General features: G+C 39.4%; 37 protein-coding genes (1 of these 37 only partly in view). 2 read left to right on the top strand and 35 right to left on the bottom strand.

The window, feature by feature from the left end; all coding sequences use genetic code 11:
- On the top strand, positions 1–349 hold the end of the coding sequence (gene pdaB / locus AAG068_RS00870) for a polysaccharide deacetylase family sporulation protein PdaB (protein ID WP_098346203.1). The gene continues 416 nt to the left of window position 1, outside the view; 349 of the gene's 765 nt are visible here — the last part of the coding sequence; the start codon falls outside the window, past its left edge; its stop codon occupies positions 347–349.
- 89 nt (positions 350–438) lie between these two features.
- Here the strand turns inward: pdaB and kbaA are convergent, their stop codons facing one another.
- Positions 439–1,050 carry a KinB signaling pathway activation protein KbaA gene (gene kbaA, locus AAG068_RS00865; RefSeq protein ID WP_342716618.1) on the bottom strand — a complete coding sequence of 204 codons (612 nt, stop codon included), beginning with the start codon at positions 1,048–1,050 and terminating at the stop codon, positions 439–441.
- Between the two features lie 139 nt (positions 1,051–1,189).
- Between kbaA and gerD the strand changes: the two genes are divergently transcribed.
- Positions 1,190–1,807, top strand: a complete 618-nt coding sequence (gene gerD / locus AAG068_RS00860; protein ID WP_098669532.1) for a spore germination protein GerD — start codon at positions 1,190–1,192, stop codon at positions 1,805–1,807.
- 56 nt (positions 1,808–1,863) lie between these two features.
- On the opposite strand, the gene AAG068_RS00855 is transcribed toward gerD, so the two are convergent.
- From AAG068_RS00855 to rpsS, 34 genes are all read right to left on the bottom strand, one after another.
- The gene (locus AAG068_RS00855) at positions 1,864–2,931 is read right to left on the bottom strand and encodes an Mrp/NBP35 family ATP-binding protein (RefSeq protein ID WP_342716617.1); all 1,068 of its coding nucleotides are present in this window, start codon (positions 2,929–2,931) and stop codon (positions 1,864–1,866) included.
- A gap of 144 nt (positions 2,932–3,075) precedes the next feature.
- Positions 3,076–3,789, bottom strand: a complete 714-nt coding sequence (gene cwlD, locus AAG068_RS00850; protein WP_306188733.1) for an N-acetylmuramoyl-L-alanine amidase CwlD — start codon at positions 3,787–3,789, stop codon at positions 3,076–3,078.
- 66 nt (positions 3,790–3,855) lie between these two features.
- The gene (locus AAG068_RS00845; RefSeq protein WP_048526371.1) at positions 3,856–4,284 is read right to left on the bottom strand and encodes a DUF2521 family protein; all 429 of its coding nucleotides are present in this window, start codon (positions 4,282–4,284) and stop codon (positions 3,856–3,858) included.
- A 162-nt stretch (positions 4,285–4,446) separates the two neighbouring features.
- Positions 4,447–4,839, bottom strand: a complete 393-nt coding sequence (gene rpsI / locus AAG068_RS00840) for a 30S ribosomal protein S9 (protein WP_000079986.1) — start codon at positions 4,837–4,839, stop codon at positions 4,447–4,449.
- A 21-nt stretch (positions 4,840–4,860) separates the two neighbouring features.
- Positions 4,861–5,298 carry a 50S ribosomal protein L13 gene (gene rplM, locus AAG068_RS00835; protein WP_001260793.1) on the bottom strand — a complete coding sequence of 146 codons (438 nt, stop codon included), beginning with the start codon at positions 5,296–5,298 and terminating at the stop codon, positions 4,861–4,863.
- A gap of 152 nt (positions 5,299–5,450) precedes the next feature.
- Positions 5,451–6,194 (bottom strand): tRNA pseudouridine(38-40) synthase TruA, encoded by a 744-nt coding sequence (truA, locus tag AAG068_RS00830; RefSeq protein ID WP_342716616.1) that lies wholly within the window; start codon positions 6,192–6,194, stop codon positions 5,451–5,453.
- A 14-nt stretch (positions 6,195–6,208) separates the two neighbouring features.
- The gene (locus AAG068_RS00825; protein WP_098669536.1) at positions 6,209–7,003 is read right to left on the bottom strand and encodes an energy-coupling factor transporter transmembrane component T family protein; all 795 of its coding nucleotides are present in this window, start codon (positions 7,001–7,003) and stop codon (positions 6,209–6,211) included.
- Positions 6,991–7,872 carry an energy-coupling factor ABC transporter ATP-binding protein gene (locus AAG068_RS00820; protein ID WP_342716615.1) on the bottom strand — a complete coding sequence of 294 codons (882 nt, stop codon included), beginning with the start codon at positions 7,870–7,872 and terminating at the stop codon, positions 6,991–6,993. The genes AAG068_RS00825 and AAG068_RS00820 overlap by 13 nt, the downstream gene beginning before the upstream one ends.
- Positions 7,848–8,690, bottom strand: a complete 843-nt coding sequence (locus AAG068_RS00815; protein WP_342716614.1) for an energy-coupling factor ABC transporter ATP-binding protein — start codon at positions 8,688–8,690, stop codon at positions 7,848–7,850. The genes AAG068_RS00820 and AAG068_RS00815 overlap by 25 nt, the downstream gene beginning before the upstream one ends.
- Positions 8,691–8,793: 103 nt before the next feature.
- Positions 8,794–9,156 carry a 50S ribosomal protein L17 gene (rplQ, locus tag AAG068_RS00810; RefSeq protein WP_000331490.1) on the bottom strand — a complete coding sequence of 121 codons (363 nt, stop codon included), beginning with the start codon at positions 9,154–9,156 and terminating at the stop codon, positions 8,794–8,796.
- Between the two features lie 35 nt (positions 9,157–9,191).
- Complete coding sequence (locus AAG068_RS00805; RefSeq protein ID WP_000569643.1) at positions 9,192–10,136, bottom strand: DNA-directed RNA polymerase subunit alpha; 945 nt, start codon at positions 10,134–10,136, stop codon at positions 9,192–9,194.
- A gap of 180 nt (positions 10,137–10,316) precedes the next feature.
- Positions 10,317–10,706 (bottom strand): 30S ribosomal protein S11, encoded by a 390-nt coding sequence (gene rpsK / locus AAG068_RS00800; RefSeq protein ID WP_000101798.1) that lies wholly within the window; start codon positions 10,704–10,706, stop codon positions 10,317–10,319.
- 24 nt (positions 10,707–10,730) lie between these two features.
- Positions 10,731–11,096: a 30S ribosomal protein S13 gene (rpsM, locus tag AAG068_RS00795; RefSeq protein ID WP_000090788.1), complete on the bottom strand. Its 366-nt coding sequence runs from the start codon at positions 11,094–11,096 to the stop codon at positions 10,731–10,733.
- Between the two features lie 21 nt (positions 11,097–11,117).
- On the bottom strand, positions 11,118–11,231 hold the full coding sequence (gene rpmJ / locus AAG068_RS00790) for a 50S ribosomal protein L36 (RefSeq protein ID WP_000868344.1): 114 nt from the start codon (positions 11,229–11,231) through the stop codon (positions 11,118–11,120).
- A 35-nt stretch (positions 11,232–11,266) separates the two neighbouring features.
- Complete coding sequence (gene infA / locus AAG068_RS00785) at positions 11,267–11,485, bottom strand: translation initiation factor IF-1 (protein ID WP_001029884.1); 219 nt, start codon at positions 11,483–11,485, stop codon at positions 11,267–11,269.
- 68 nt (positions 11,486–11,553) lie between these two features.
- The gene (gene map, locus AAG068_RS00780) at positions 11,554–12,300 is read right to left on the bottom strand and encodes a type I methionyl aminopeptidase (protein WP_000582539.1); all 747 of its coding nucleotides are present in this window, start codon (positions 12,298–12,300) and stop codon (positions 11,554–11,556) included.
- Complete coding sequence (locus AAG068_RS00775; protein WP_098669539.1) at positions 12,300–12,950, bottom strand: adenylate kinase; 651 nt, start codon at positions 12,948–12,950, stop codon at positions 12,300–12,302. The genes map and AAG068_RS00775 overlap by 1 nt, the downstream gene beginning before the upstream one ends.
- Positions 12,951–13,006: 56 nt before the next feature.
- On the bottom strand, positions 13,007–14,308 hold the full coding sequence (gene secY, locus AAG068_RS00770; protein WP_000490117.1) for a preprotein translocase subunit SecY: 1,302 nt from the start codon (positions 14,306–14,308) through the stop codon (positions 13,007–13,009).
- Complete coding sequence (rplO, locus tag AAG068_RS00765; protein ID WP_000766080.1) at positions 14,308–14,748, bottom strand: 50S ribosomal protein L15; 441 nt, start codon at positions 14,746–14,748, stop codon at positions 14,308–14,310. The genes secY and rplO overlap by 1 nt, the downstream gene beginning before the upstream one ends.
- Positions 14,749–14,781: 33 nt before the next feature.
- Entirely contained in the window at positions 14,782–14,964 is a 183-nt protein-coding gene (gene rpmD, locus AAG068_RS00760; RefSeq protein WP_001085234.1) for a 50S ribosomal protein L30, read from the bottom strand.
- Positions 14,965–14,977: 13 nt separating this feature from the next.
- Positions 14,978–15,478, bottom strand: a complete 501-nt coding sequence (gene rpsE / locus AAG068_RS00755) for a 30S ribosomal protein S5 (RefSeq protein WP_000554646.1) — start codon at positions 15,476–15,478, stop codon at positions 14,978–14,980.
- A gap of 21 nt (positions 15,479–15,499) precedes the next feature.
- On the bottom strand, positions 15,500–15,862 hold the full coding sequence (rplR, locus tag AAG068_RS00750) for a 50S ribosomal protein L18 (protein ID WP_000628816.1): 363 nt from the start codon (positions 15,860–15,862) through the stop codon (positions 15,500–15,502).
- A gap of 31 nt (positions 15,863–15,893) precedes the next feature.
- Positions 15,894–16,433, bottom strand: coding sequence for a 50S ribosomal protein L6 (gene rplF, locus AAG068_RS00745; protein ID WP_000086558.1), 540 nt, complete (start codon positions 16,431–16,433; stop codon positions 15,894–15,896).
- Between the two features lie 32 nt (positions 16,434–16,465).
- Entirely contained in the window at positions 16,466–16,864 is a 399-nt protein-coding gene (gene rpsH / locus AAG068_RS00740) for a 30S ribosomal protein S8 (RefSeq protein WP_000245511.1), read from the bottom strand.
- Between the two features lie 29 nt (positions 16,865–16,893).
- A complete protein-coding gene (gene rpsN, locus AAG068_RS00735) occupies positions 16,894–17,079 on the bottom strand; it encodes a 30S ribosomal protein S14 (RefSeq protein WP_001085700.1) in 186 nt (61 codons plus the stop codon).
- 33 nt (positions 17,080–17,112) lie between these two features.
- Positions 17,113–17,652, bottom strand: a complete 540-nt coding sequence (gene rplE, locus AAG068_RS00730) for a 50S ribosomal protein L5 (protein ID WP_001080829.1) — start codon at positions 17,650–17,652, stop codon at positions 17,113–17,115.
- A 26-nt stretch (positions 17,653–17,678) separates the two neighbouring features.
- Positions 17,679–17,990, bottom strand: coding sequence for a 50S ribosomal protein L24 (rplX, locus tag AAG068_RS00725; RefSeq protein WP_000558200.1), 312 nt, complete (start codon positions 17,988–17,990; stop codon positions 17,679–17,681).
- Between the two features lie 38 nt (positions 17,991–18,028).
- Positions 18,029–18,397, bottom strand: coding sequence for a 50S ribosomal protein L14 (rplN, locus tag AAG068_RS00720; protein ID WP_000615912.1), 369 nt, complete (start codon positions 18,395–18,397; stop codon positions 18,029–18,031).
- A 43-nt stretch (positions 18,398–18,440) separates the two neighbouring features.
- Positions 18,441–18,704: a 30S ribosomal protein S17 gene (rpsQ, locus tag AAG068_RS00715; RefSeq protein WP_000004106.1), complete on the bottom strand. Its 264-nt coding sequence runs from the start codon at positions 18,702–18,704 to the stop codon at positions 18,441–18,443.
- A 20-nt stretch (positions 18,705–18,724) separates the two neighbouring features.
- Positions 18,725–18,925, bottom strand: a complete 201-nt coding sequence (gene rpmC / locus AAG068_RS00710; RefSeq protein WP_000855718.1) for a 50S ribosomal protein L29 — start codon at positions 18,923–18,925, stop codon at positions 18,725–18,727.
- A complete protein-coding gene (gene rplP, locus AAG068_RS00705) occupies positions 18,915–19,349 on the bottom strand; it encodes a 50S ribosomal protein L16 (RefSeq protein ID WP_000928971.1) in 435 nt (144 codons plus the stop codon). The genes rpmC and rplP overlap by 11 nt, the downstream gene beginning before the upstream one ends.
- Position 19,350: 1 nt before the next feature.
- On the bottom strand, positions 19,351–20,010 hold the full coding sequence (rpsC, locus tag AAG068_RS00700; RefSeq protein ID WP_000529956.1) for a 30S ribosomal protein S3: 660 nt from the start codon (positions 20,008–20,010) through the stop codon (positions 19,351–19,353).
- Between the two features lie 3 nt (positions 20,011–20,013).
- Positions 20,014–20,355: a 50S ribosomal protein L22 gene (gene rplV / locus AAG068_RS00695; RefSeq protein ID WP_001148024.1), complete on the bottom strand. Its 342-nt coding sequence runs from the start codon at positions 20,353–20,355 to the stop codon at positions 20,014–20,016.
- A gap of 17 nt (positions 20,356–20,372) precedes the next feature.
- Positions 20,373–20,651 carry a 30S ribosomal protein S19 gene (gene rpsS, locus AAG068_RS00690; RefSeq protein WP_098669541.1) on the bottom strand — a complete coding sequence of 93 codons (279 nt, stop codon included), beginning with the start codon at positions 20,649–20,651 and terminating at the stop codon, positions 20,373–20,375.
- Positions 20,652–20,685 lie beyond the last annotated feature (34 nt).

Below are 20,685 nucleotides of genomic sequence, written 5' to 3'. Positions count from 1 at the left end.
AGATGTGTTTACAAAACTCGGTGTGAAACAAATCAAACTATTGCGTCCACCTAGTGGAGATTTTAACAAAGCAACACTTAAAATAGCAGAATCGCTCGGATACACCGTCGTTCATTGGAGTAATAACTCAAACGACTGGAAAAACCCTGGTGTAAACAATATCGTTTCCACGGTCTCCAATAATTTAAAAGGTGGAGATATCGTCTTATTACATGCATCCGATTCTGCCCTTCAAACAAATAAAGCTTTACCACTGCTTCTGCAAAAATTAAAGAGTGACGGCTATGAGCAAATATCCGTATCACAACTTATTTCCAACACAAGTACGAAAAGTGAAGATGTACAATAATTCTTCAAACATAAAAAGCTCTACTACCTTTCATTCAGGTAATAGAGCTTTTTCATTCGTACAACTACTCTGCGTAAAAGCTCTCTTCATTAGGCCGACTTACTCGTCTTTCCAATTAAACGATGTAATATAAGTAACTGATATGTATTACATAATAACAGTGGTATCACCATTAAATATAACCAATCTGTATCATTAATTCGAAGAGCTGGTACCCACTCAAGGATTGTTACAACAACCATAAAGAACAAAGCGGGCACGAATGCCTTTTTGTTCGTTTCTTTACTTTTTATATAAGCAACAATGGCACCAAACACAAATAACACACCAGCAACAAGTATGTTATTTCCTAATGAAACTTCCCCATTTGCAATCAACACAGATCGTAAATACACGAAATCAAATAAAACGAATGCAATGAAGAAGAGCTGGACTGTATTCCATAAAGAAGGTGACCTGAACATCCCTAATCCAAAACGATGGATTGTTAAATAGGCAAAGAACCCCATTTGACTTATAACACTAAAAATAAACCCTACGCCCATCAACCAAAAGGAAACCGCTAAAATCTCCTTTCCGTCGAAATTTTGAAAAAATTTAGCGTACTTGTCCCACTCCAAAATAAACCCAATAATGACCGTACTAATCCCACCAAGAAACAACGTCGTAAAAAATAGTCGTACCCACTTGCGGCTATTCACAACACATCCCCCATTATCCTTATATTTCTAATCAAATTGTATCAATGACAATTTCAAAAAGCTAGCCATGTTCATGTATAAATTCCTTAAAGATATTTATATTAAAAAGAGAGAACTGTGTTGAAAGGAGTTCCAACTTATGAAACGGATGCTGCTCGTTTTGACTTCTTCTTTTTTATTCTTTGTACTTGTAGCATGTGCACAAGAAAAAGAAGCAAAGTCCGAACTTGATTATGATCAAACAAAGAAAATGATTGTTGATATTTTAAAAACTGATCAAGGTAAGAAAGCCATTCAAGATGTGTTAACTGATGAAAAAATGAAACAAGCACTCATACTAGATGAAACAGTAGTAAAGAAAACGATTGAAGATGCAATGGTATCCGACAAAGGGCAACAATTCTGGGAAAAGCTCTTTAAAGACCCTGAGTTCTCATCGAAATTCGCTAAAAGTATGGGAAAAGAACAAACAGCCTTAATGAAAACTTTACTAAAAGACCCTGAATACCAAGCAGGCGTTATAGAAATTATGAAAAACCCTGAAGTAGAAAAAATGATGCTACAAACGATGAAGAGCAAAGAATACCGCCAATATTTACAACAAGTACTAACAGAAACTGCCGAAAGCCCACTCTTCCAAGCTAAGATGATTGATATTATTAGTAAAGGTGTACAAAAGGCTGAAAAAAGTGGTTCTGATAAAAAAGAAGCAGGCGGTGAAGGTGGTTCTCAAGGCGATAAAAAGGAACAGCAATAACAATAATAACGATAATAATGAGTGGACAATATGCGTATCGTCCACTCATTATCATTTTATTTTTGCGCAACAGCTGTTTTATCAATCACTGTCTCAGCTATCGTGCGATAAATAAGGCCTGTCGTATGTGTATCTTCGTATACCGACGGCGCAAAGTCTTCTTTATTCCAATCAGGTTGCTGAAGCGGGATTCGGCCAAGTACTTCCGTTTGCAGTTCTGCAGCTAATTTATCTCCTCCGCCTCTTCCAAACACATATTCTTTTTCACCAGTTGTTTTACTTTCAAAATACGCCATATTTTCAACAACACCAAGAATACTATGTTCTGTGCGTAAAGCCATAGCTCCAGCACGCGCTGCTACAAATGCCGCTGTTGGATGCGGCGTTGTGACAATAATTTCTTTACAAGCCGGCAACATCGAATGTAAATCTAGGGCAACATCACCTGTACCCGGTGGTAAATCTAAAACTAAATAGTCTAAATCTCCCCACTCTACTTCTGTAAAGAAATGATTTAACATTTTCCCAAGCATAGGCCCTCTCCAAATAACTGGTGCATTATCTTCTACAAAGAACCCCATTGAGATTACCTTTACACCTAGACGTTCCACTGGAATGATTCTATCTCCTCTTACAACAGGACGTTTTTCTATCCCCATCATATCCGGTACGCTAAAACCATAAATATCGGCATCAATGATACCAACCTTTTTCCCTAGACGAGCTAAAGCAATAGCAAGGTTAACAGAAACTGTTGATTTCCCAACTCCACCTTTTCCACTCGCCACTGCTAAAAATGTCGTTTTTGAATTTGGTGACAATAAAGATTCAGTTTGCTCATCTTCCTGTTTTGGTGCAAACTGAGCTAATTCCTCTTCTGTAAATTCTGCAAAGCGAAGCCCTACTGTTGCTGCTCCTAGTTCTTTTACTAACTTTACAATTCCAGATTGCAATTGCATTTGTTCCGCTGTACCGGTTTTTACGATTGCAATTTTAACACTTACATGTTCCTTTTCAGGCTTAACCGTTACCTCTTTAATTGCCCCTGTTTCTTTTAGCGTTTTATGTAAAAACGGATCTACAATCCCTTCTAACGCTTCCACTACTTGCTCTTTCGTTACCATAATTAGCCCAGCCCCCTGTATGAAAAATAACGTAATGTTAATTTATTGTATCTCTCTTTATTTTAGAAATAAATGCGTTTACATTTCCAGTATAACATATTTTCGGAAAACTTCGTTAACGAGAGAAACGCAAAAAAATCCTCCTTATTCTGGAGGATTTCCTTTTTCCGTGAAATAACGTAATATACCACGATATACTGCAGCCGCTACCTTTTGCTGATATTTCTCCGAATTTAACATATACCTTTCATTCACATTCGATAAAAAGCCAGCTTCAATTAAAGCGCCTGGTGTTTTCGCATACTTTAATAAATACACATGAGAAATTGTTTTAGCAGAACGATTCGTATTCTCTAAACTTGTTCTCAATTCTGCTTGTATAAATTTCGCAGCACGTTCATTTTCAATCGAAGAACGGTAATAGAACGTTTGTGCGCCTTTCGATCCACTACTAGTTAAAGCGTTTAAATGAATACTCGCAAAAAAGTCTACATCAGGTTTATTAATAATCTCTACACGCTTTTTTAAATCCTCTGCTTTACGTCTACTATATGATTTTGTATCTTTCTGTGCTAAATCATAATCTCCATCACGCGTTAAAATAACTAGTGCACCTTGCTCTTGTAAATAATCTTGTACCTTCTTTGTAATCTCAAGCGTAATATCCTTTTCTATAATATCCTTTCCACCAACAGCCCCTCCGTCTGGTCCACCATGCCCAGCATCTAATACAATTACTTTCCCTGATAAGGGTAAATTCCAAGCTCGCCACGATTTTGTAATTTGAAACTCTTGTTTAACTAAAAAAAACAAAACAACCGCAGCGAGTGCAAAAGAGATAATTCGAATTCTCTTCATACCTTTCCTCCTCCAGCTAGTCCCTCTAATTACTTATATGGGACAAGAGGAAAGTTTATGCTTGTCTTAATGAAGCTTTAATCGATATCTTCTTTCACCTTTTTCATATCCCTCCTGCCACCATAAACCGATAAACTGCTGGCAAGATTCAAAAAGCAATTCCTCATCTTGTAATTTAATTTCCCGCATAGTCATGCTAGCCAAAAATTGAAATAGTGTTTCCGTTAATTGTTGCTCTTCTTCTAAGGCTCTATATTTCACATCAAAAAATGATTCACCGTAATAACCAAACTTACTATATCTCGCTCCTAATAAATACGATTCTATCCCTAGTTCAATACAGTAATCTTCATACTGTCGATGAAGTTCCTGCATCTGAAAGGCATCTCTAATATTTGAACGTAATGTTTTTAATGATAACTCCCGCAGCATCTTCCGTTCATATTTCAACTGCTTTTCTTTTTGTTTTTCTTGTAAGCTGACAATGACATTCATAGTACTTATAAACCTCCCTAATACATATTAGTCTAAACTTCTAAAGAAGAAGCATACGCGAGAGGATAGCACTAAAATATTCCAAACTACAAAAATTCCAAAAGAGGAATGAAACATAAAAAAACCCCAACCAAAATGGTTGGGGTTTGTAGTTCGCAAAAATTAACGTTTTGAGAACTGAGGTGCACGACGTGCGCCTTTAAGACCGTATTTTTTACGCTCTTTCATACGTGCGTCACGAGTTAATAGACCTGCACGTTTTAGTGTTAGACGGTATTCTGGATCAGCTTTTAATAAAGCGCGAGAAATACCGTGACGAATAGCACCAGCTTGACCAGTGTATCCACCACCATTTACGTTTACAAGTACATCGTAGTTACCTAAAGTTTCTGTTGCAACTAGAGGTTGTTTCACTACTTCACGTAATGCAGCAAATGGGATATAGTTTTCAAAATCACGACCGTTAATGATAACGCGTCCTTCGCCTGGAACTAGGCGTACGCGCGCTACTGAACTCTTACGACGTCCAGTGCCATAGTATTGAACCTGTGCCAAAGTAAGCCCTCCTTTAATTGATTATCCGCGAAGTTCGTAAACTTCTGGTTTTTGTGCTTGGTGTGGATGCTCTGCTCCAGCATACACGTTTAGTTTCTTAGAAACTTGACGGCCTAAGCGTCCTTTTGGAAGCATGCCTTTAATTGCAAGCTCTAACATTTGTACAGGGTAGTTTGTACGCATTTCAAGAGCTGTTCTTTGTTTAAGTCCACCTGGGTGGTTAGTGTGACGGTAGTAAATTTTATCGTTTAATTTATTACCTGTTAAGTGAATTTTCTCAGCGTTAATAATAATTACATGATCACCCGTGTCAACGTGTGGTGTAAATGTAGGTTTGTTTTTACCACGTAAAATGGATGCTACTTCACTAGCAAGGCGACCTAAAGTTTGACCTTCAGCATCAACCACATACCATTTACGCTCAACTTCGTTAGCTTTTGCCATAAAAGTCGTACGCATGTGTTTCCCTCCTCGTTATCTTTTCCATAGAAAAAATCTATTGTTTATCTTAAACACGATTTCCTTCCGGGGCTAATCGTGGTTTTAGAAACAATACCATATGTTATGATATACTTTTGAGTTTCTAATGTCAAGCAAATGTTACACCAGGATTAGTTGTTATAGTTTACCTGCCATAAGTAAAGCCCATGACCAGGAGCCATCTTTCCAGCAAACTGACGATTTTGTTTCGCTAGAATCTCTGGAATGCTGTCTGGATCAAGCTTTCCTTGCCCTACGCTCAGTAACGTACCAACAATAATTCTGACCATATTATATAAAAATCCATTACCTACAAAACGAAAAATTAATTCATCGTCTTGCTCAATTAGCTCAATTTCATAAATTGTTCTCACTTTATCTTTTTTGTCAGTTTTTGCCGAACAAAAAGAAGTGAAATCATGCGTTCCAATAAAATAAGGGATCGCTTTTCTTATAGCGTTTATTTCGAGCGGATATGGATATTGATATACGTAATTTCTACGGAATACATCCGCAGTCTTTGATAATAATACACGATAACGATATTCTTTTCTCTCGACACCGTAACGCGCATGAAATTCTTTTGTTTTTTTCTCTACCTGTCTAATAACAATATCATCTGGTAGCATTGTGTTTAATGCATTACTCCATTGCCACTCTTCAAGAGACAACGGTGTATCAAAGTGTATCACTTGTCCTTTAGCATGAACAGTAGAATCTGTTCTGCCAGATGCTTGCACACGAACAAGTTCTCCTTTATGCAATTTCTGTAAAGCTTTCTCTATTTCTTGTTGAACAGTACGATGCTGCGGCTGAATTTGATAACCACAAAAATGCATGCCATCATATGCAACCGTACATTTTATTCTATCCATTTCTCTATTCTCCATTACGATCGCACCCATGCCAAAATACAAGCTAAACAAAGTAAGCTTATAATCGTTACTGTATCACTTGTTTTCCAGCGCAGTTGCCTAAATTTAGTACGTCCTTCGCCACTTTGATACCCACGAGCTTCCATAGCAATTGCTAAGTCCTCTGCGCGCTTAAAAGCACTGATAAATAGAGGGACGAGTAGTGAGATAATAGCTTTCATCCTATCCTTTATCGGTCCCCCAGCAAAATCAATACCACGTGACGCTTGTGCCTTCATTATTTTACTCGTTTCATCCATCAATGTCGGGATAAAACGAAGAGAAATTGACATCATTAATGCGATTTCATGAACAGGAACTTTTATACGCTTCAACGGTTTTAATAACGTCTCCAAACCATCTGTAATCTCAATAGGTGTCGTCGTTAACGTTAATAATGTCGTCATTAAAATAATAACGAAGAATCGTATAGAAATGTATATCCCTTGCTCTAATCCTTTTTCATGTATCGAAAACCAACCAAGCTGGAATAGTACTTCCCCTTCTTTATTTGTAAAAATATGCAGGAAAAATGTAAAAAGAAAAATCCATAGAATTGGTTTTAAGCCCGAAAGTACATAACGAATCGGCACTTTTGCAAAAAATAAAGCAATGAGTGCATATAAAAATAAAAATCCATATGAAATCGCATTATTTGCTAAGAAAACAACAAATACATATAAAAAGACAATCAGCAGCTTCGTACGTGGATCAAGTTGATGAATAAGAGAATTCCCTGGAATATACCTTCCAATAATCAACTGCTGCATGATTCATGACCACCTTTTCGTAACACCTGCACAACTTCATGAGTAAGATCCTCTAAAGATAAGGTAGCCTTTGGGATTGAAATGCCAAACTTCTCTTCAATTGCACGTTTATACTTTAAAGACATAGGAAGATCCACGCCAATTTTCTCTAATTCATCAGCATGTGAAAATACTTCCTCTGCACTTCCTTGCAAAAAGACCGTTCCTTTATGCATGACTACAATCTGTTCGGCATATTTAGCAGCATCCTCCATATTATGCGTTACAAGGATAACTGTAAGACCTTTCTCCTTATGTAGCTTATAAAACATCTCCATAAGTTCATTCTGCCCTTTTGGATCTAGTCCTGCTGTAGGTTCATCTAATACAAGCACTTCGGGTTCCATAGCTAATACGCCTGCTATCGCAACACGCCTCATTTGCCCACCACTTAACTCAAACGGTGAACGTGCTAACAGTTCTGGTTCTAACCCTACAAGTTCAATTGCCTCTCTTGCCTTTTGCTTCGCTTCTTCTACAGATACTCCGAAATTAGTAGGACCGAAACAAATATCTTTCTCCACAGTCTCTTCAAACAACTGATGTTCTGGGAATTGAAAGACAACCCCTACCTTTTTACGTAGTGACTTTAGCTTTTTTTCTTTCTTTCCTGCCGAAATGAAATGTTCACCAATTTGAACTGTGCCATTTGTCGGCTGCAATAAACCATTTAAATGTTGAATCATCGTCGACTTACCTGAACCAGTATGACCGATAATGGCATAATAGCCCCCACTTGGAAACGACACGTTTACATCATAAAGTGCGCGTCTTTCAAATGGAGTTTTATATTGATAACGATGTTCTACTTTTTGGAATGTAATCTCCAAAGTTCGTTCACCAAGCTTTCCATTGTAAGATGCGTATTTTGCAAGAGAATTTCATTTCTTTTTAATAATTCTGCTATTTTCAATGAGAATGGTACATCTAATCCAATTTCTTGGAGCATATGAGAGGACTTGAAAATTTGTTCTGGAGTTCCTTCCTCTAATATCTCTCCCTTATTTAAAATAATGACACGGTCTGATTGTGCCGCTTCTTCTAAATCGTGCGTAATTGATAACACGGTAATACCTTTTTGATTAACGAGTTGTCTAACCGTTTCTACTACTTCACGTCTCCCTTGGGGGTCTAGCATTGACGTTGCTTCATCTAATATTAAAATAGATGGCTGAAGTGCCAAAACGCCTGCTATTGCCACTCGCTGCTTTTGCCCACCAGATAACGAATGAGGCTCATCATTAAGAAACTCTTCCATACGGACGAGTCGCAAGGCCTGATTTAATCTTTCTACCATTTGCTCTCTTGGCATTCCGATATTCTCTAAGCCAAAGACAACGTCATCTTGCACTGTCGTTCCAACAAATTGATTATCTGGATTTTGAAATACCATCCCAATTTGTTTTCGAACATCCCATACCGTTTCCTCTGATAAAACCATTGTATCATTTACTGTAATAGTTCCTGCTTCCGGCAAAAACAAACCATTCAATAATTTTGCAAGTGTAGACTTCCCTGAACCGTTTTGTCCAATAACAGATACCCATTCTCCTTCATATAAGGAAAATGAAACATCTTTTAACGCATAAGTGGCTGCCCCAGGATATTGAAATGATATATTTTCTGTCCGAAGTTTCTCTTTTTTCAATACAAGGCACCCTTTCCTTCGTCAAGTAAGCCTATTTTTATATTTAAAAAAAAGGGCCATGACCAGTTTCTTGAAAAGAACTGTCCTGCCCTTTTAATTATCATTATACTAACTCGATAATTACCATTGGTGCTGCGTCTCCGCGACGTGGACCAATTTTTGCAATACGAGTGTATCCGCCTTGGCGCTCAGCATAGCGTGGAGCTACATCAGCGAATAATTTTTGAAGTGCATCTTGACCAGTCTCAGCGTTAGCTACTTCATTGCGAATGAAAGCTGCTGCTTGACGACGAGCATGAAGATCTCCGCGTTTACCTAAAGTGATCATTTTTTCCACTACAGAACGAAGTTCTTTTGCACGAGTTTCTGTCGTTTGGATGCGCTCGTTGATAATTAAATCAGTAGCTAAGTCACGTAACATAGCTTTACGTTGCGCACTTGTACGGCCTAATTTTCTGTATGCCATTCGTAGTTCCCTCCTTTGTTGATGGGTTTAAATCCTCAGTCGTCTTTACGTAAACCTAAACCTAATTCCTCAAGTTTATGTTTAACTTCTTCTAAGGATTTACGTCCTAAGTTACGAACTTTCATCATATCTTCTTCTGTTTTGTTCGCAAGCTCTTGTACAGTATTAATTCCTGCACGTTTTAGGCAATTATAAGAACGAACAGAAAGGTCTAGTTCTTCGATAGTCATCTCAAGAACTTTCTCTTTTTGATCTTCTTCCTTCTCGACCATAATCTCAGCATTTTGTGCTTCATCAGTTAAACCAACAAAGATATTTAAATGCTCAGTTAAGATTTTGGCACCTAAAGAGATAGCTTCTTTTGGCCCGATGCTTCCATCCGTCCATACATCAAGCGTAAGCTTATCATAATTAGCCACTTGTCCGACACGTGTCTTTTCCACTTGGTAAGTCACACGTGATACCGGAGTATAAATAGAATCAATAGGAATTACTCCTATTGGTTGATCTTCGCTTTTATTTGCATCAGCTGGCGTATACCCACGGCCACGCTTTGCAGTTAAACGCACGCGGAAATGCGCATCTTTTGCTAACGTTGCAATGTGTAAATCTGGATTTAAGATTTCTACATCACTATCGTGAGTAATATCAGCAGCTGTGACAATACCTTCGCCCTGCACATCAATTTCCAACGTCTTCTCTTCTTCAGAGTAGATTTTAAGAGCTAACTTTTTCAAGTTTAAGATGATCGTCGTAACGTCTTCTACTACGCCCTCAACTGTTGAAAATTCATGTAATACGCCATCGATTTGGATAGCAGTAACAGCGGCACCAGGGAGTGAGGATAAAAGAATACGACGTAAGGAGTTACCCAAAGTAGTACCATATCCACGCTCAAGCGGTTCAATTACGAATTTACCATATTTAGCATCTTCGTTAAGTTCAACCGTTTCGATTTTCGGCTTTTCGATTTCAATCATTAACTAAACCCTCCTTCAAAACGTCGAAACCCCGGTTAAACAAAGGTATAACCCCTGTCTAACCGAAAGTCCCCCTTAGGCAGTTCCCGATTGTGCACAACAAGCGATGTTTCTGTACGAAATTTCTCGATAATGCATCATATCCATTATAGACAAAAGGGAAAATTCTATACAGAAAAATTACACACGACGACGTTTTGGTGGACGACATCCATTATGAGGAACTGGAGTAACATCTCTAATTGCTGTTACTTCTAGACCTGCAGCTTGAAGAGCACGAATTGCAGCTTCACGACCAGCACCAGGACCTTTAACAGTAACCTCTAAAGTTTTTAAACCGTGCTCCATTGCAGCTTTAGCAGCAGTTTCAGCAGCCATTTGCGCAGCGAATGGAGTCGATTTACGAGATCCACGGAAACCAAGTGCACCAGCACTAGACCAAGAAAGTGCGTTACCGTGAGTATCTGTAAGAGTTACGATTGTGTTGTTGAAAGTAGAACGAATATGAGCTATACCAGCTTCAATATTCTTTTTCACACGTTTTTTACGAGTGTTTGTTTTACGTGCCATTGTTAGTTCAACCTCCTTTACTTATTATTTCTTTTTATTTGCTACTGTACGACGTGGACCTTTACGTGTACGAGCATTGTTTTTAGAGTTTTGACCACGAACTGGTAAACCACGACGGTGACGAAGACCACGGTAAGAACCGATCTCCATTAGACGTTTAATGTTAAGAGATACTTCACGACGAAGGTCTCCCTCAACTTTAATACGATCGATGATATCACGGATACGTCCTAATTCGTCTTCCGTTAAATCACGAACTCGTGTTTCTTCAGAAATACCTGCTTCAGCAAGAATTTTTTCAGCAGTTGTGCGACCAATGCCGAATACGTAAGTTAAAGAAATAACAACGCGTTTGTCTCGAGGAATATCTACACCTGCGATACGTGCCATTACGAATGCACCTCCTTCTGATTAACCTTGTTTTTGTTTATGTTTAGGGTTTTCACAAATAACCATTACTTTTCCACGTCTACGAATAACTTTACATTTTTCGCAGATTGGTTTAACTGACGGTCTTACTTTCATGTCTCGAACCTCCTTAAAGATTACGGAGTGCTATATTATTTAAAACGGTACGTAATACGACCACGATTTAAATCGTACGGAGATAATTCTACCGTAACTTTGTCTCCTGGTAAAATACGAATGAAGTTCATACGGATTTTACCAGAAACGTGAGCCAATACGACATGCCCATTCTCTAATTCTACTTTGAACATAGCATTTGGCAACGTTTCAAGAACGGTACCTTCGACTTCAATTACATCATCTTTAGCCATTCAATAGTTCTCCCTTCTTCAAATCAGTAACATTTTACACTGCTCTGAAATCCCGGAGAGCCAGCTACTTATAAAGTGGTAAGGATTTCGTATCCTGCTTCTGTAAGAGCAATCGTGTGCTCAAAATGGGCACACCATTTACCATCTACCGTTACCACTGTCCAGTCATCAGATAGTGTTTTTACATATCGTCTTCCTTGATTCACCATCGGCTCAACACAGATGACCATTCCCGGCTTTAATCTAGGGCCTCTATTTGGTGGACCATAGTGCGGGATTTGAGGGTCCTCATGTAAGTCTTGCCCGATTCCGTGACCAACATACTCCCTAACGATCGAGAATCCATTCTCTTCAGCATGGGTTTGAACCGCATGTGAGATATTTGATAATCTCTCGCCTGGTTTTACTTGTTCTAGACCAAGATACAACGATTTTTCTGTGACATCAAGTAGCTTTTGAACAGATTCAGAAATGTTTCCAACTGGATACGTCCATGCAGAATCTCCATGGTACCCATTGTATTTCGCACCAATATCGATACTGATGATATCGCCCTCTTTGAGTTTGCGCTTCCCTGGAATTCCGTGTACAAGCTCTTCATTTACAGAAGCACATATGCTCCCCGGAAATCCGTTGTATCCTTTAAAAGATGGCGTAGCACCATATTTTTGAATCGTCTTTTCCGCTATTTGATCGAGCTCTTTCGTTGTAATTCCTGGAGTAATGTGCTGTTTTAACTCCTGATGAGTTAAAGCAACGATCCTGCCAGCTTCTCGCATGATTTCTATCTCGCGAGGAGTTTTGCAGATTATCATTACGCTAAGCCTCCGATGAGAACATCGATATCAGCAAATACTTTATTGATATCTTGCTCACCATTAATGCTTTGTAGGTAACCAAGCTCCTCGTAGAAATCAAGCAAAGGTTTTGTTTGCTTAATATTTACATCTAAGCGATTTGCTACAGTTTCTTCATTGTCATCAGAGCGTTGATATAATTCGCCACCACATTTATCGCACACGTCAACTTTTGCTGGCGCATTGAATTCTAAGTGGTAAGTCGCACCGCACTCTTTACAAATGCGACGGCCTGTAAGACGTTTTAATAACAACCCTGAATCCACATTAATGTTTAAAACATAGTCGATTTTTTTGCCAAGATCTTTCATAATCTCTTCAAGAGCTGATGCTTGTGCAACAGTTCGTGGGAAACCATCTAGTAAGAAGCCTTTTACGCAGTCTTCTTGACTTAAACGTTCACGAACGATTCCGATTGTAACTTCATCTGGAACAAGTGCACCTTTATCAATAAAAGATTTTGCTTGTAAACCCATTTCAGTTTCAGCCTTCATAGCTGCACGGAACATATCTCCTGTTGAGATGTGAGGGATGTTATACTTGGCAACAATCTGTTCGGCTTGTGTACCTTTACCAGCACCAGGAAGCCCCATTAAAATTAAGTTCATCCTTGTTCCCCCTCAGAGTACATGAGCATGTAGGGAAGACAATACTTCCCACTTACTCACTGCTTGATAAACCCTTTGTAATGGCGTTTTACCAGTTGGCTTTCTAGCTGCTTCATTGTTTCTAAAGCAACGCCGACAACGATTAACATACTCGTTCCACCGATCTGTGCAGATGGAGGAAGATTTCCCAGCTTCGTAAAGATAACTGGTAAGATTGCAATCGCTGCTAGGAAAATTGATCCTACAAAGGTCAAACGATACAATATTTTTGTTAGATATTGTTCCGTATTCTTACCCGGACGAATACCTGGAACATATCCACCTTGCTTGTTTAGATTCTCTGACATTTGCTCTGGATTAACCTGAACAAACGCATAGAAATATGTGAAGGCTACAATGAGCGCAACATATATAATCATTCCCACTGGGTGAGAATAGTTAAAGTTAGCAATAATCCACTGCGATACATCATGTTTCGGGAAGAACTGTGCAATAGTGGGAGGCGTAATTAAGAATGAAACAGCAAAAATTACTGGAATAACACCAGCACTATTTACCTTAAGCGGTAAATGTGTGTTTTGTGCTCCAGCATAACCACCATTTCCTCCTGTTACACGCTTCGCATATTGAATTGGGATCTTTCTAACAGCCTGTTGAATGAAGATAACACCCACAATAACTGCTAGCACAGCTAGTAAGATCAATGCAACTTTAACGATACTCATGAACAATTGATCTCCGATATTTTGAAACTGTTGCTGATACACTTGAGATATAACACTTGGGATCGCTGCGGCAATACCACCAAAGATAAGGATGGAAATACCATTACCTACACCTTTAGCTGTAATCTGTTCGCCTAACCACATTAAAAATGCAGTACCAGCAGTCAGTACCGTAGCAATGTATAAATAAGTGCTCCAACCAGGATTCAAAATTAATTGCCCACCTACCATACCGTTAAAACCGATTGACATACCAAACCCCTGAATAAACGCAAGAACAATTGTAAAATAACGCGTGAATTGCGTTAATTTACGACGGCCCATTTCACCTTGCTTCGACCATTCCGAAAATTTAGGAACAACATCCATCTGCAATAATTGCACGATGATGGATGCTGTAATATACGGCATGATTCCCATCGCAAAGATGGAGAAGTTTTTCAAGGCTCCACCGCCAAATGTATTTAGAATACCTAAAGCATTTAATTGATCTTGTGCCTTCAGTACGTCTCCATTTGTAAATGGCACGGGGATAAACGTGCCAATCCTGAATACGATTAACATCGCTAAAGTGAATAATATTTTACGTCTTATCTCAGCAACGCGCATAAAGTTGGAGATTGTACGAAACATTAGATCACCTCAACTGATCCGCCAGCTGCTTCAATTGCTTCTTTAGCACTTGAAGAGAACTTGTGCGCTTTAACAGTTAGTTTTTTCTCTACTGCGCCGCTTGCAAGAATTTTAACACCGTCGTTTAATTTGCTGATAACGCCAGTTTCCAGCAATAATTCAGGTGTTACTTCTGTACCATCTTCAAAACGATTTAACGTTGATAAGTTTACAATAGCAAACTCTTTACGGTTAATGTTTGTGAAGCCGCGTTTTGGTAAACGACGGAATAATGGAGTTTGACCACCTTCGAAGCCAAGACGAACACCGCCGCCAGAACGTGCGTTTTGTCCTTTATGACCTTTACCAGCAGTTTTACCGTTACCAGAACCGATACCACGACCGACACGGTTACGTACTTTACGAGAACCTTCTGCAGGTTTTAATTCATGAAGTTTCATTCCCAGGCACCTCCTTATATTAATGAGTTATCCTTAAGCTTCTTTTACAGTTACAAGGTGAGAAACTTTGTTGATCATACCAAGAATAGCAGGAGTTTCTTCCTTAACTACAGTTGAATTCAACTTTTTAAGACCTAAAGCTTCTACCGTCGCACGTTGATCTTGTGGACGACCAATTACACTACGAGTGAGGGTAATTTCTAACTTTTTCGCCATTTGTTTTCCCTCCTTAACCTAGTAGCTCTTCTACAGATTTACCGCGTAATTTTGCAACATCTTCAGCGCGCTTAAGTTCGCTTAATCCGTTCACAGTAGCGCGAATCATGTTGATTGGTGTGTTAGAACCAAGAGATTTCGAAAGAATATCTTGTACACCAGCTAATTCAAGGACCGCACGAACAGGTCCACCAGCAATAACACCAGTACCCTCAGCAGCAGGCTTTAAGAATACTTCACCAGCGCCAAAATGACCGTTGATTGTGTGTGGAATTGTTGTACCAACTAATGGTACAGCGATTAAGTTTTTCTTAGCGTCTTCGATAGCTTTGCGGATTGCGTCTGGTACCTCTTGTGCTTTACCAGTACCGAATCCAACATGACCGTTTTTATCGCCAACTACAACTAGTGCAGCAAAGCGGAAACGACGACCACCCTTAACAACTTTCGCGACACGATTTATCGTAACTACACGTTCTTCAAGTTCTAATTTACTTGGGTCAATGCGATGCATCAATTTTCCCTCCTTTGACCATTAAAATTGTAATCCAGCCTCACGAGCAGCTTCAGCTAGAGCTTTAACACGGCCATGGTATAAGTAACCACCGCGATCAAATACTACTTCTTTAACGCCTTTCTCTACAGCACGCTTAGCAACTGATTCTCCAACTTTCGTAGCAGCTTCAATATTGCTAGTACCGTTAAGAGCAAGGTCTTTATCAAGAGTAGATGCACTTACTAACGTTACACCATTCACATCATCAATAACTTGAGCGTAAATATGTTGGTTAGAACGGAACACGTTTAAACGTGGACGCTCTGCAGTACCAGTAAGTTTAGCACGTACACGTGCATGTCTTTTCTTACGAGTCGCATTTTTATCAGCTTTAGTGATCATTCTTGTCACTCCTTTCTCTCACCTAACGGGTTTACTTAGCAGTTTTACCTTCTTTACGACGAACAACTTCGCCTTCGTAACGAATACCTTTACCTTTGTAAGGCTCAGGAGCACGTACAGCGCGGATGTTAGCAGCGAATTCGCCAACACGTTGCTTGTCGATACCTTTGATTACGATCTTTGTTGGTGCAGGTACTTCAACTTCAAGACCTGCTTCCGGAGTCATTTCTACTGGATGAGAATAACCTACGCTTAATACAAGTTTATCACCTTGTTTTTGAGCACGGTAACCAACACCGACTAATTCAAGTCCGCGTGCGAAACCTTCAGTTACACCTTCAACCATATTTCCGATTAAAGCACGAGTTGTACCGTGTAATGCACGGTGTTCCTTCTGTTCAGATGGACGCTCAACTGTTAATGTATTCTCTTCAATTTTGATAAGCATATCAGCATTGAAAGTACGAGTTAATTCACCTTTAGGGCCTTTTACTGTTACAGTATTGTCTTCTGCAACTGTAATAGTAACACCTGCAGGGATTTCAAGAATCTTTTTACCAATACGAGACATGTGGTCACACCTCCGTTCGTTTTAAATATATATTACCAAACGTATGCTACTACTTCTCCACCAGTTTGTAATTGACGAGCGTCTTTGTCTGTCATTACTCCCTTAGATGTAGAAACAAGAGCGATACCTAATCCGTTAAGTACACGTGGTACTTCGTCAGCTTTAGCGTAAACGCGTAAGCCAGGCTTACTGATACGTTTTAATCCAGTGATTACACGTTCATTGTTTGCACCATATTTCAGGAAAATACGAAGGATACCTTGTTTGTTATCCTCGATGTATTCTACATCACGAATGAAACCTTCACGTTTTAAAAGTTCAGCGATCTCTTTTTTGATTTTAGAAGCAGGAACCTCTAATTTCTCATGACGTACCATGTTCGCATTACGGATGCGAGTAAGCATGTCTGCAATTGGATCTGTCATCACCATGTGTTTTACCTCCTTCCCATTTGTGGGTTTTACCAACTAGCTTTTTTAACACCAGGAATTTGACCTTTATATGCAAGTTCACGGAAACAAATACGGCAAAGTTTAAATTTGCGGTATACAGAATGCGGACGACCGCAGCGTTCGCAACGTGTATACTCTTGTACTTTAAACTTAGGAGTACGCTTTTGTTTCGCTATCATAGATTTTTTAGCCACGTTTTCGCCTCCTCTACTTAGCGTTGGCTTCCATTATTTTTGGAATGGCATACCGAATTGTGTTAACAGTTCACGAGCTTCTTCATCAGTTTTCGCTGTAGTAACGATTACGATGTCCATACCGCGGACTTTGCTTACTTTATCATAATCAATCTCAGGGAAAATAAGTTGCTCTTTAACACCTAATGTGTAGTTTCCACGACCATCGAATGATTTCTTAGAAACACCACGGAAATCACGTACACGTGGTAAAGAAACTGATACTAATTTGTCGAAGAACTCATACATTTGCTCGCCGCGTAAAGTTACTTTCGCACCGATTGGCATACCTTCACGAAGACGGAAACCAGCGATTGATTTTTTAGCACGAGTTACAACAGGTTTTTGACCTGCGATTTGTGTTAATTCTTCTACTGCATTGTCTAAAGCTTTTGAGTTAGATACCGCGTCACCAACACCAGTGTTGATTACGATCTTTTCGATTTTCGGTACTTCCATCACAGATTTATAGTTAAACTTGCTCACTAGAGCAGGAGTAATTTCCTTTTGGAACTTCTCTTTAAGGCGATTCAATGAAGTGACCTCCTTTCTTAAGAAAATTATTTATCTAATAATTCACCAGATTTTTTTGCAATACGAACTTTTTTACCATCTTCTACTTTGAAGCCTACGCGAGTAGGTTCACCTGTTTTCGGATCTAAAATCATAACGTTAGAAACGTGAATAGGTGCTTCTTTAGTAATAATTCCACCTTGTGGATTTAATTGAGATGGCTTAGAGTGCTTCTTAACGATATTGACACCCTCAACGATAACACGGTTTTGCTTTGGGAAAGCCACAAGGATAACGCCTTGTTTTCCTTTGTCTTTACCAGTGATTACCTGTACTTTATCACCTTTTTTTACATGCATCTTAATTCTGCACCTCCTTAGCAAGGCAATACCTTAAATTATAGAACTTCTGGAGCTAAAGAAACGATCTTCATGAAGTTGCTATCACGTAATTCACGAGCTACTGGTCCGAAGATACGAGTACCACGTGGGCTCTTATCGTCTTTAATGATAACCGCTGCGTTTTCATCAAATTTGATGTAAGAACCGTCCGGACGACGAGCTCCGCTCTTCGTACGTACTACTACCGCTTTAACAACGTCACCTTTTTTAACAACGCCACCTGGTGTTGCTTGTTTTACCGTAGCAACGATAATGTCACCAATGTTAGCATATTTACGACCAGAGCCGCCTAATACTTTGATTGTTAAAAGTTCACGTGCACCAGAGTTGTCAGCAACTTTCAAACGAGATTCTTGTTGGATCATGTTATGAAACCTCCCTTCGGACTAAAAATTCCGATTCGTCTATTTAGATAATAACCGCTTCTTCAACGATTTCAACTAAACGGAAACGCTTAGTAGCAGAAAGCGGGCGAGTTTCCATGATTTTAACGATATCGCCAAGTTTCGCTTGGTTTTGCTCATCATGGGCTTTGTACTTCTTAGAATACTTAACACGTTTTCCGTACAAGGAATGAGTTTTGTAAGTTTCAACTAAAACTGTAATCGTTTTGTCCATTTTGTCAGACACAACACGACCAGTATAAACTTTGCGTTGGTTACGTTCGCTCACTATGCAAACCTCCCCTCAATTTATCGATTAATTCCGATCTCTCTTTCACGAACTACAGTTTTCATACGAGCAATTGCTTTACGCACTTCACGAATGCGAGTTGGATTCTCTAATTGTCCTGTAGCAAGTTGGAAGCGAAGATTAAACAACTCTTCCTTTAAAGCTTTAACTTTTGTTTCGATTTCGGCAGTGGTTAATTCACGAATATCATTAGTTTTCATTAGATTCACCACCATTTTCTTCACGTTTTACGAATTTACATTTCACAGGTAACTTGTGAGCTGCAAGACGTAATGCTTCGCGTGCTACCTCTTCAGATACACCCGCGATTTCGAACATAATTTTCCCAGGTTTTACTACTGCTACCCAGCCTTCTGGTGCCCCTTTACCGGAACCCATACGTACTTCTAGAGGTTTTGCAGTGTAAGGTTTAGAAGGGAAAATTTTAATCCATACTTTACCGCCACGTTTCATGTAACGAGTCATTGCACGACGAGCAGCTTCGATTTGACGGTTTGTAATCCATGAAGCAGCTTGTGCTTGTAAACCGAATTCACCGAAAGCAACTTCAGTTCCACCTTTAGCACGACCACGCATTTTACCACGATGCTCTCTACGATATTTTACGCGTTTTGGCATTAACATATTATTTTCCTCCTTCCTCAGAAGCTTTCTTTTTTGTAGGAAGGACTTCTCCACGGTAGATCCATACTTTTACGCCTAATTTACCGTATGTTGTATCAGCTTCAACTGCTGCATAGTCAATATCAGCGCGAAGTGTATGAAGTGGAACAGTTCCTTCACTGTAAGATTCTGCACGAGCGATATCAGCTCCGCCAAGACGACCAGAAACCTGTGTTTTAATACCTTTAGCACCTGCACGCATAGCACGTTGAATAACTTGCTTTTGTGCACGACGGAATGATACACGGTTTTCTAATTGACGAGCGATGTTTTCGCCTACTAATTTAGCGTTAAGATCAGCTCTCTTAACTTCTAAAATGTTGATGTGTACACGCTTGCCTGTTAATTGGTTAAGAGCTTTACGAAGTGCTTCAACTTCAGTACCACCTTTACCAATTACCATACCAGGTTTTGCAGTGTGAATTGTAACATTTACACGATTTGCTGCACGTTCGATTTCTACTTTAGCAACAGCAGAATCTTTTAAGCGTACATTAATGTACTCACGGATTTTGATGTCTTCATGTAATAATGTAGCGTAATCTTTCTCAGCGAACCAACGAGATTCCCAGTCACGGATAACGCCGACACGAAGACCAATTGGATTAACCTTTTGACCCATCGATTATCCCTCCTTCTTTTCTGATACCACAACTGTGATGTGGCTTGTGCGTTTGTTAATTTGGCTTGCACGACCCATTGCACGTGGACGGAAACGTTTTAACGTAGGACCTTCGTCAACGAAAACTTTCTCAACAACTAGGTTGTTAATGTCCATTTCATAATTGTGCTCTGCATTTGCGATTGCAGATTTTAAAACTTTTTCTACAACTGGAGAAGCAGTTTTTGGTGTGTGGTTAAGGATAGCAATCGCTTCACCCACTTGCTTACCTCGGATTAAGTCTACAACTAAACGAACTTTACGAGGAGCAATACGAACTGTTCTCGCTACTGCTTTAGCTTGCATTGAAGTGCCTCCTCTCATTATCTTCTAGTTTTCTTATCGTCAGCATCATGACCTTTATACGTACGAGTTGGTGCGAATTCACCTAACTTGTGGCCAACCATGTCCTCAGTGATGTACACAGGTACGTGTTTACGACCGTCATATACAGCGATTGTGTGTCCGATGAACTGAGGGAAGATTGTTGAACGGCGAGACCAAGTTTTAACAACTTGTTTTTGCTCAGATGCAACTAATTTTTCCATTTTGCTCATTAAATGATCATCGACAAATGGTCCTTTTTTTAAGCTACGAGCCATTTTGGTGCCTCCCTTCGTGATTGGCGTACGGTTC

Source organism: Bacillus paramycoides (genome assembly GCF_038971285.1).
In the GTDB taxonomy this organism is placed as follows: domain Bacteria; phylum Bacillota; class Bacilli; order Bacillales; family Bacillaceae_G; genus Bacillus_A.
This window is presented reverse-complemented; position numbering and strand designations above follow the sequence as displayed.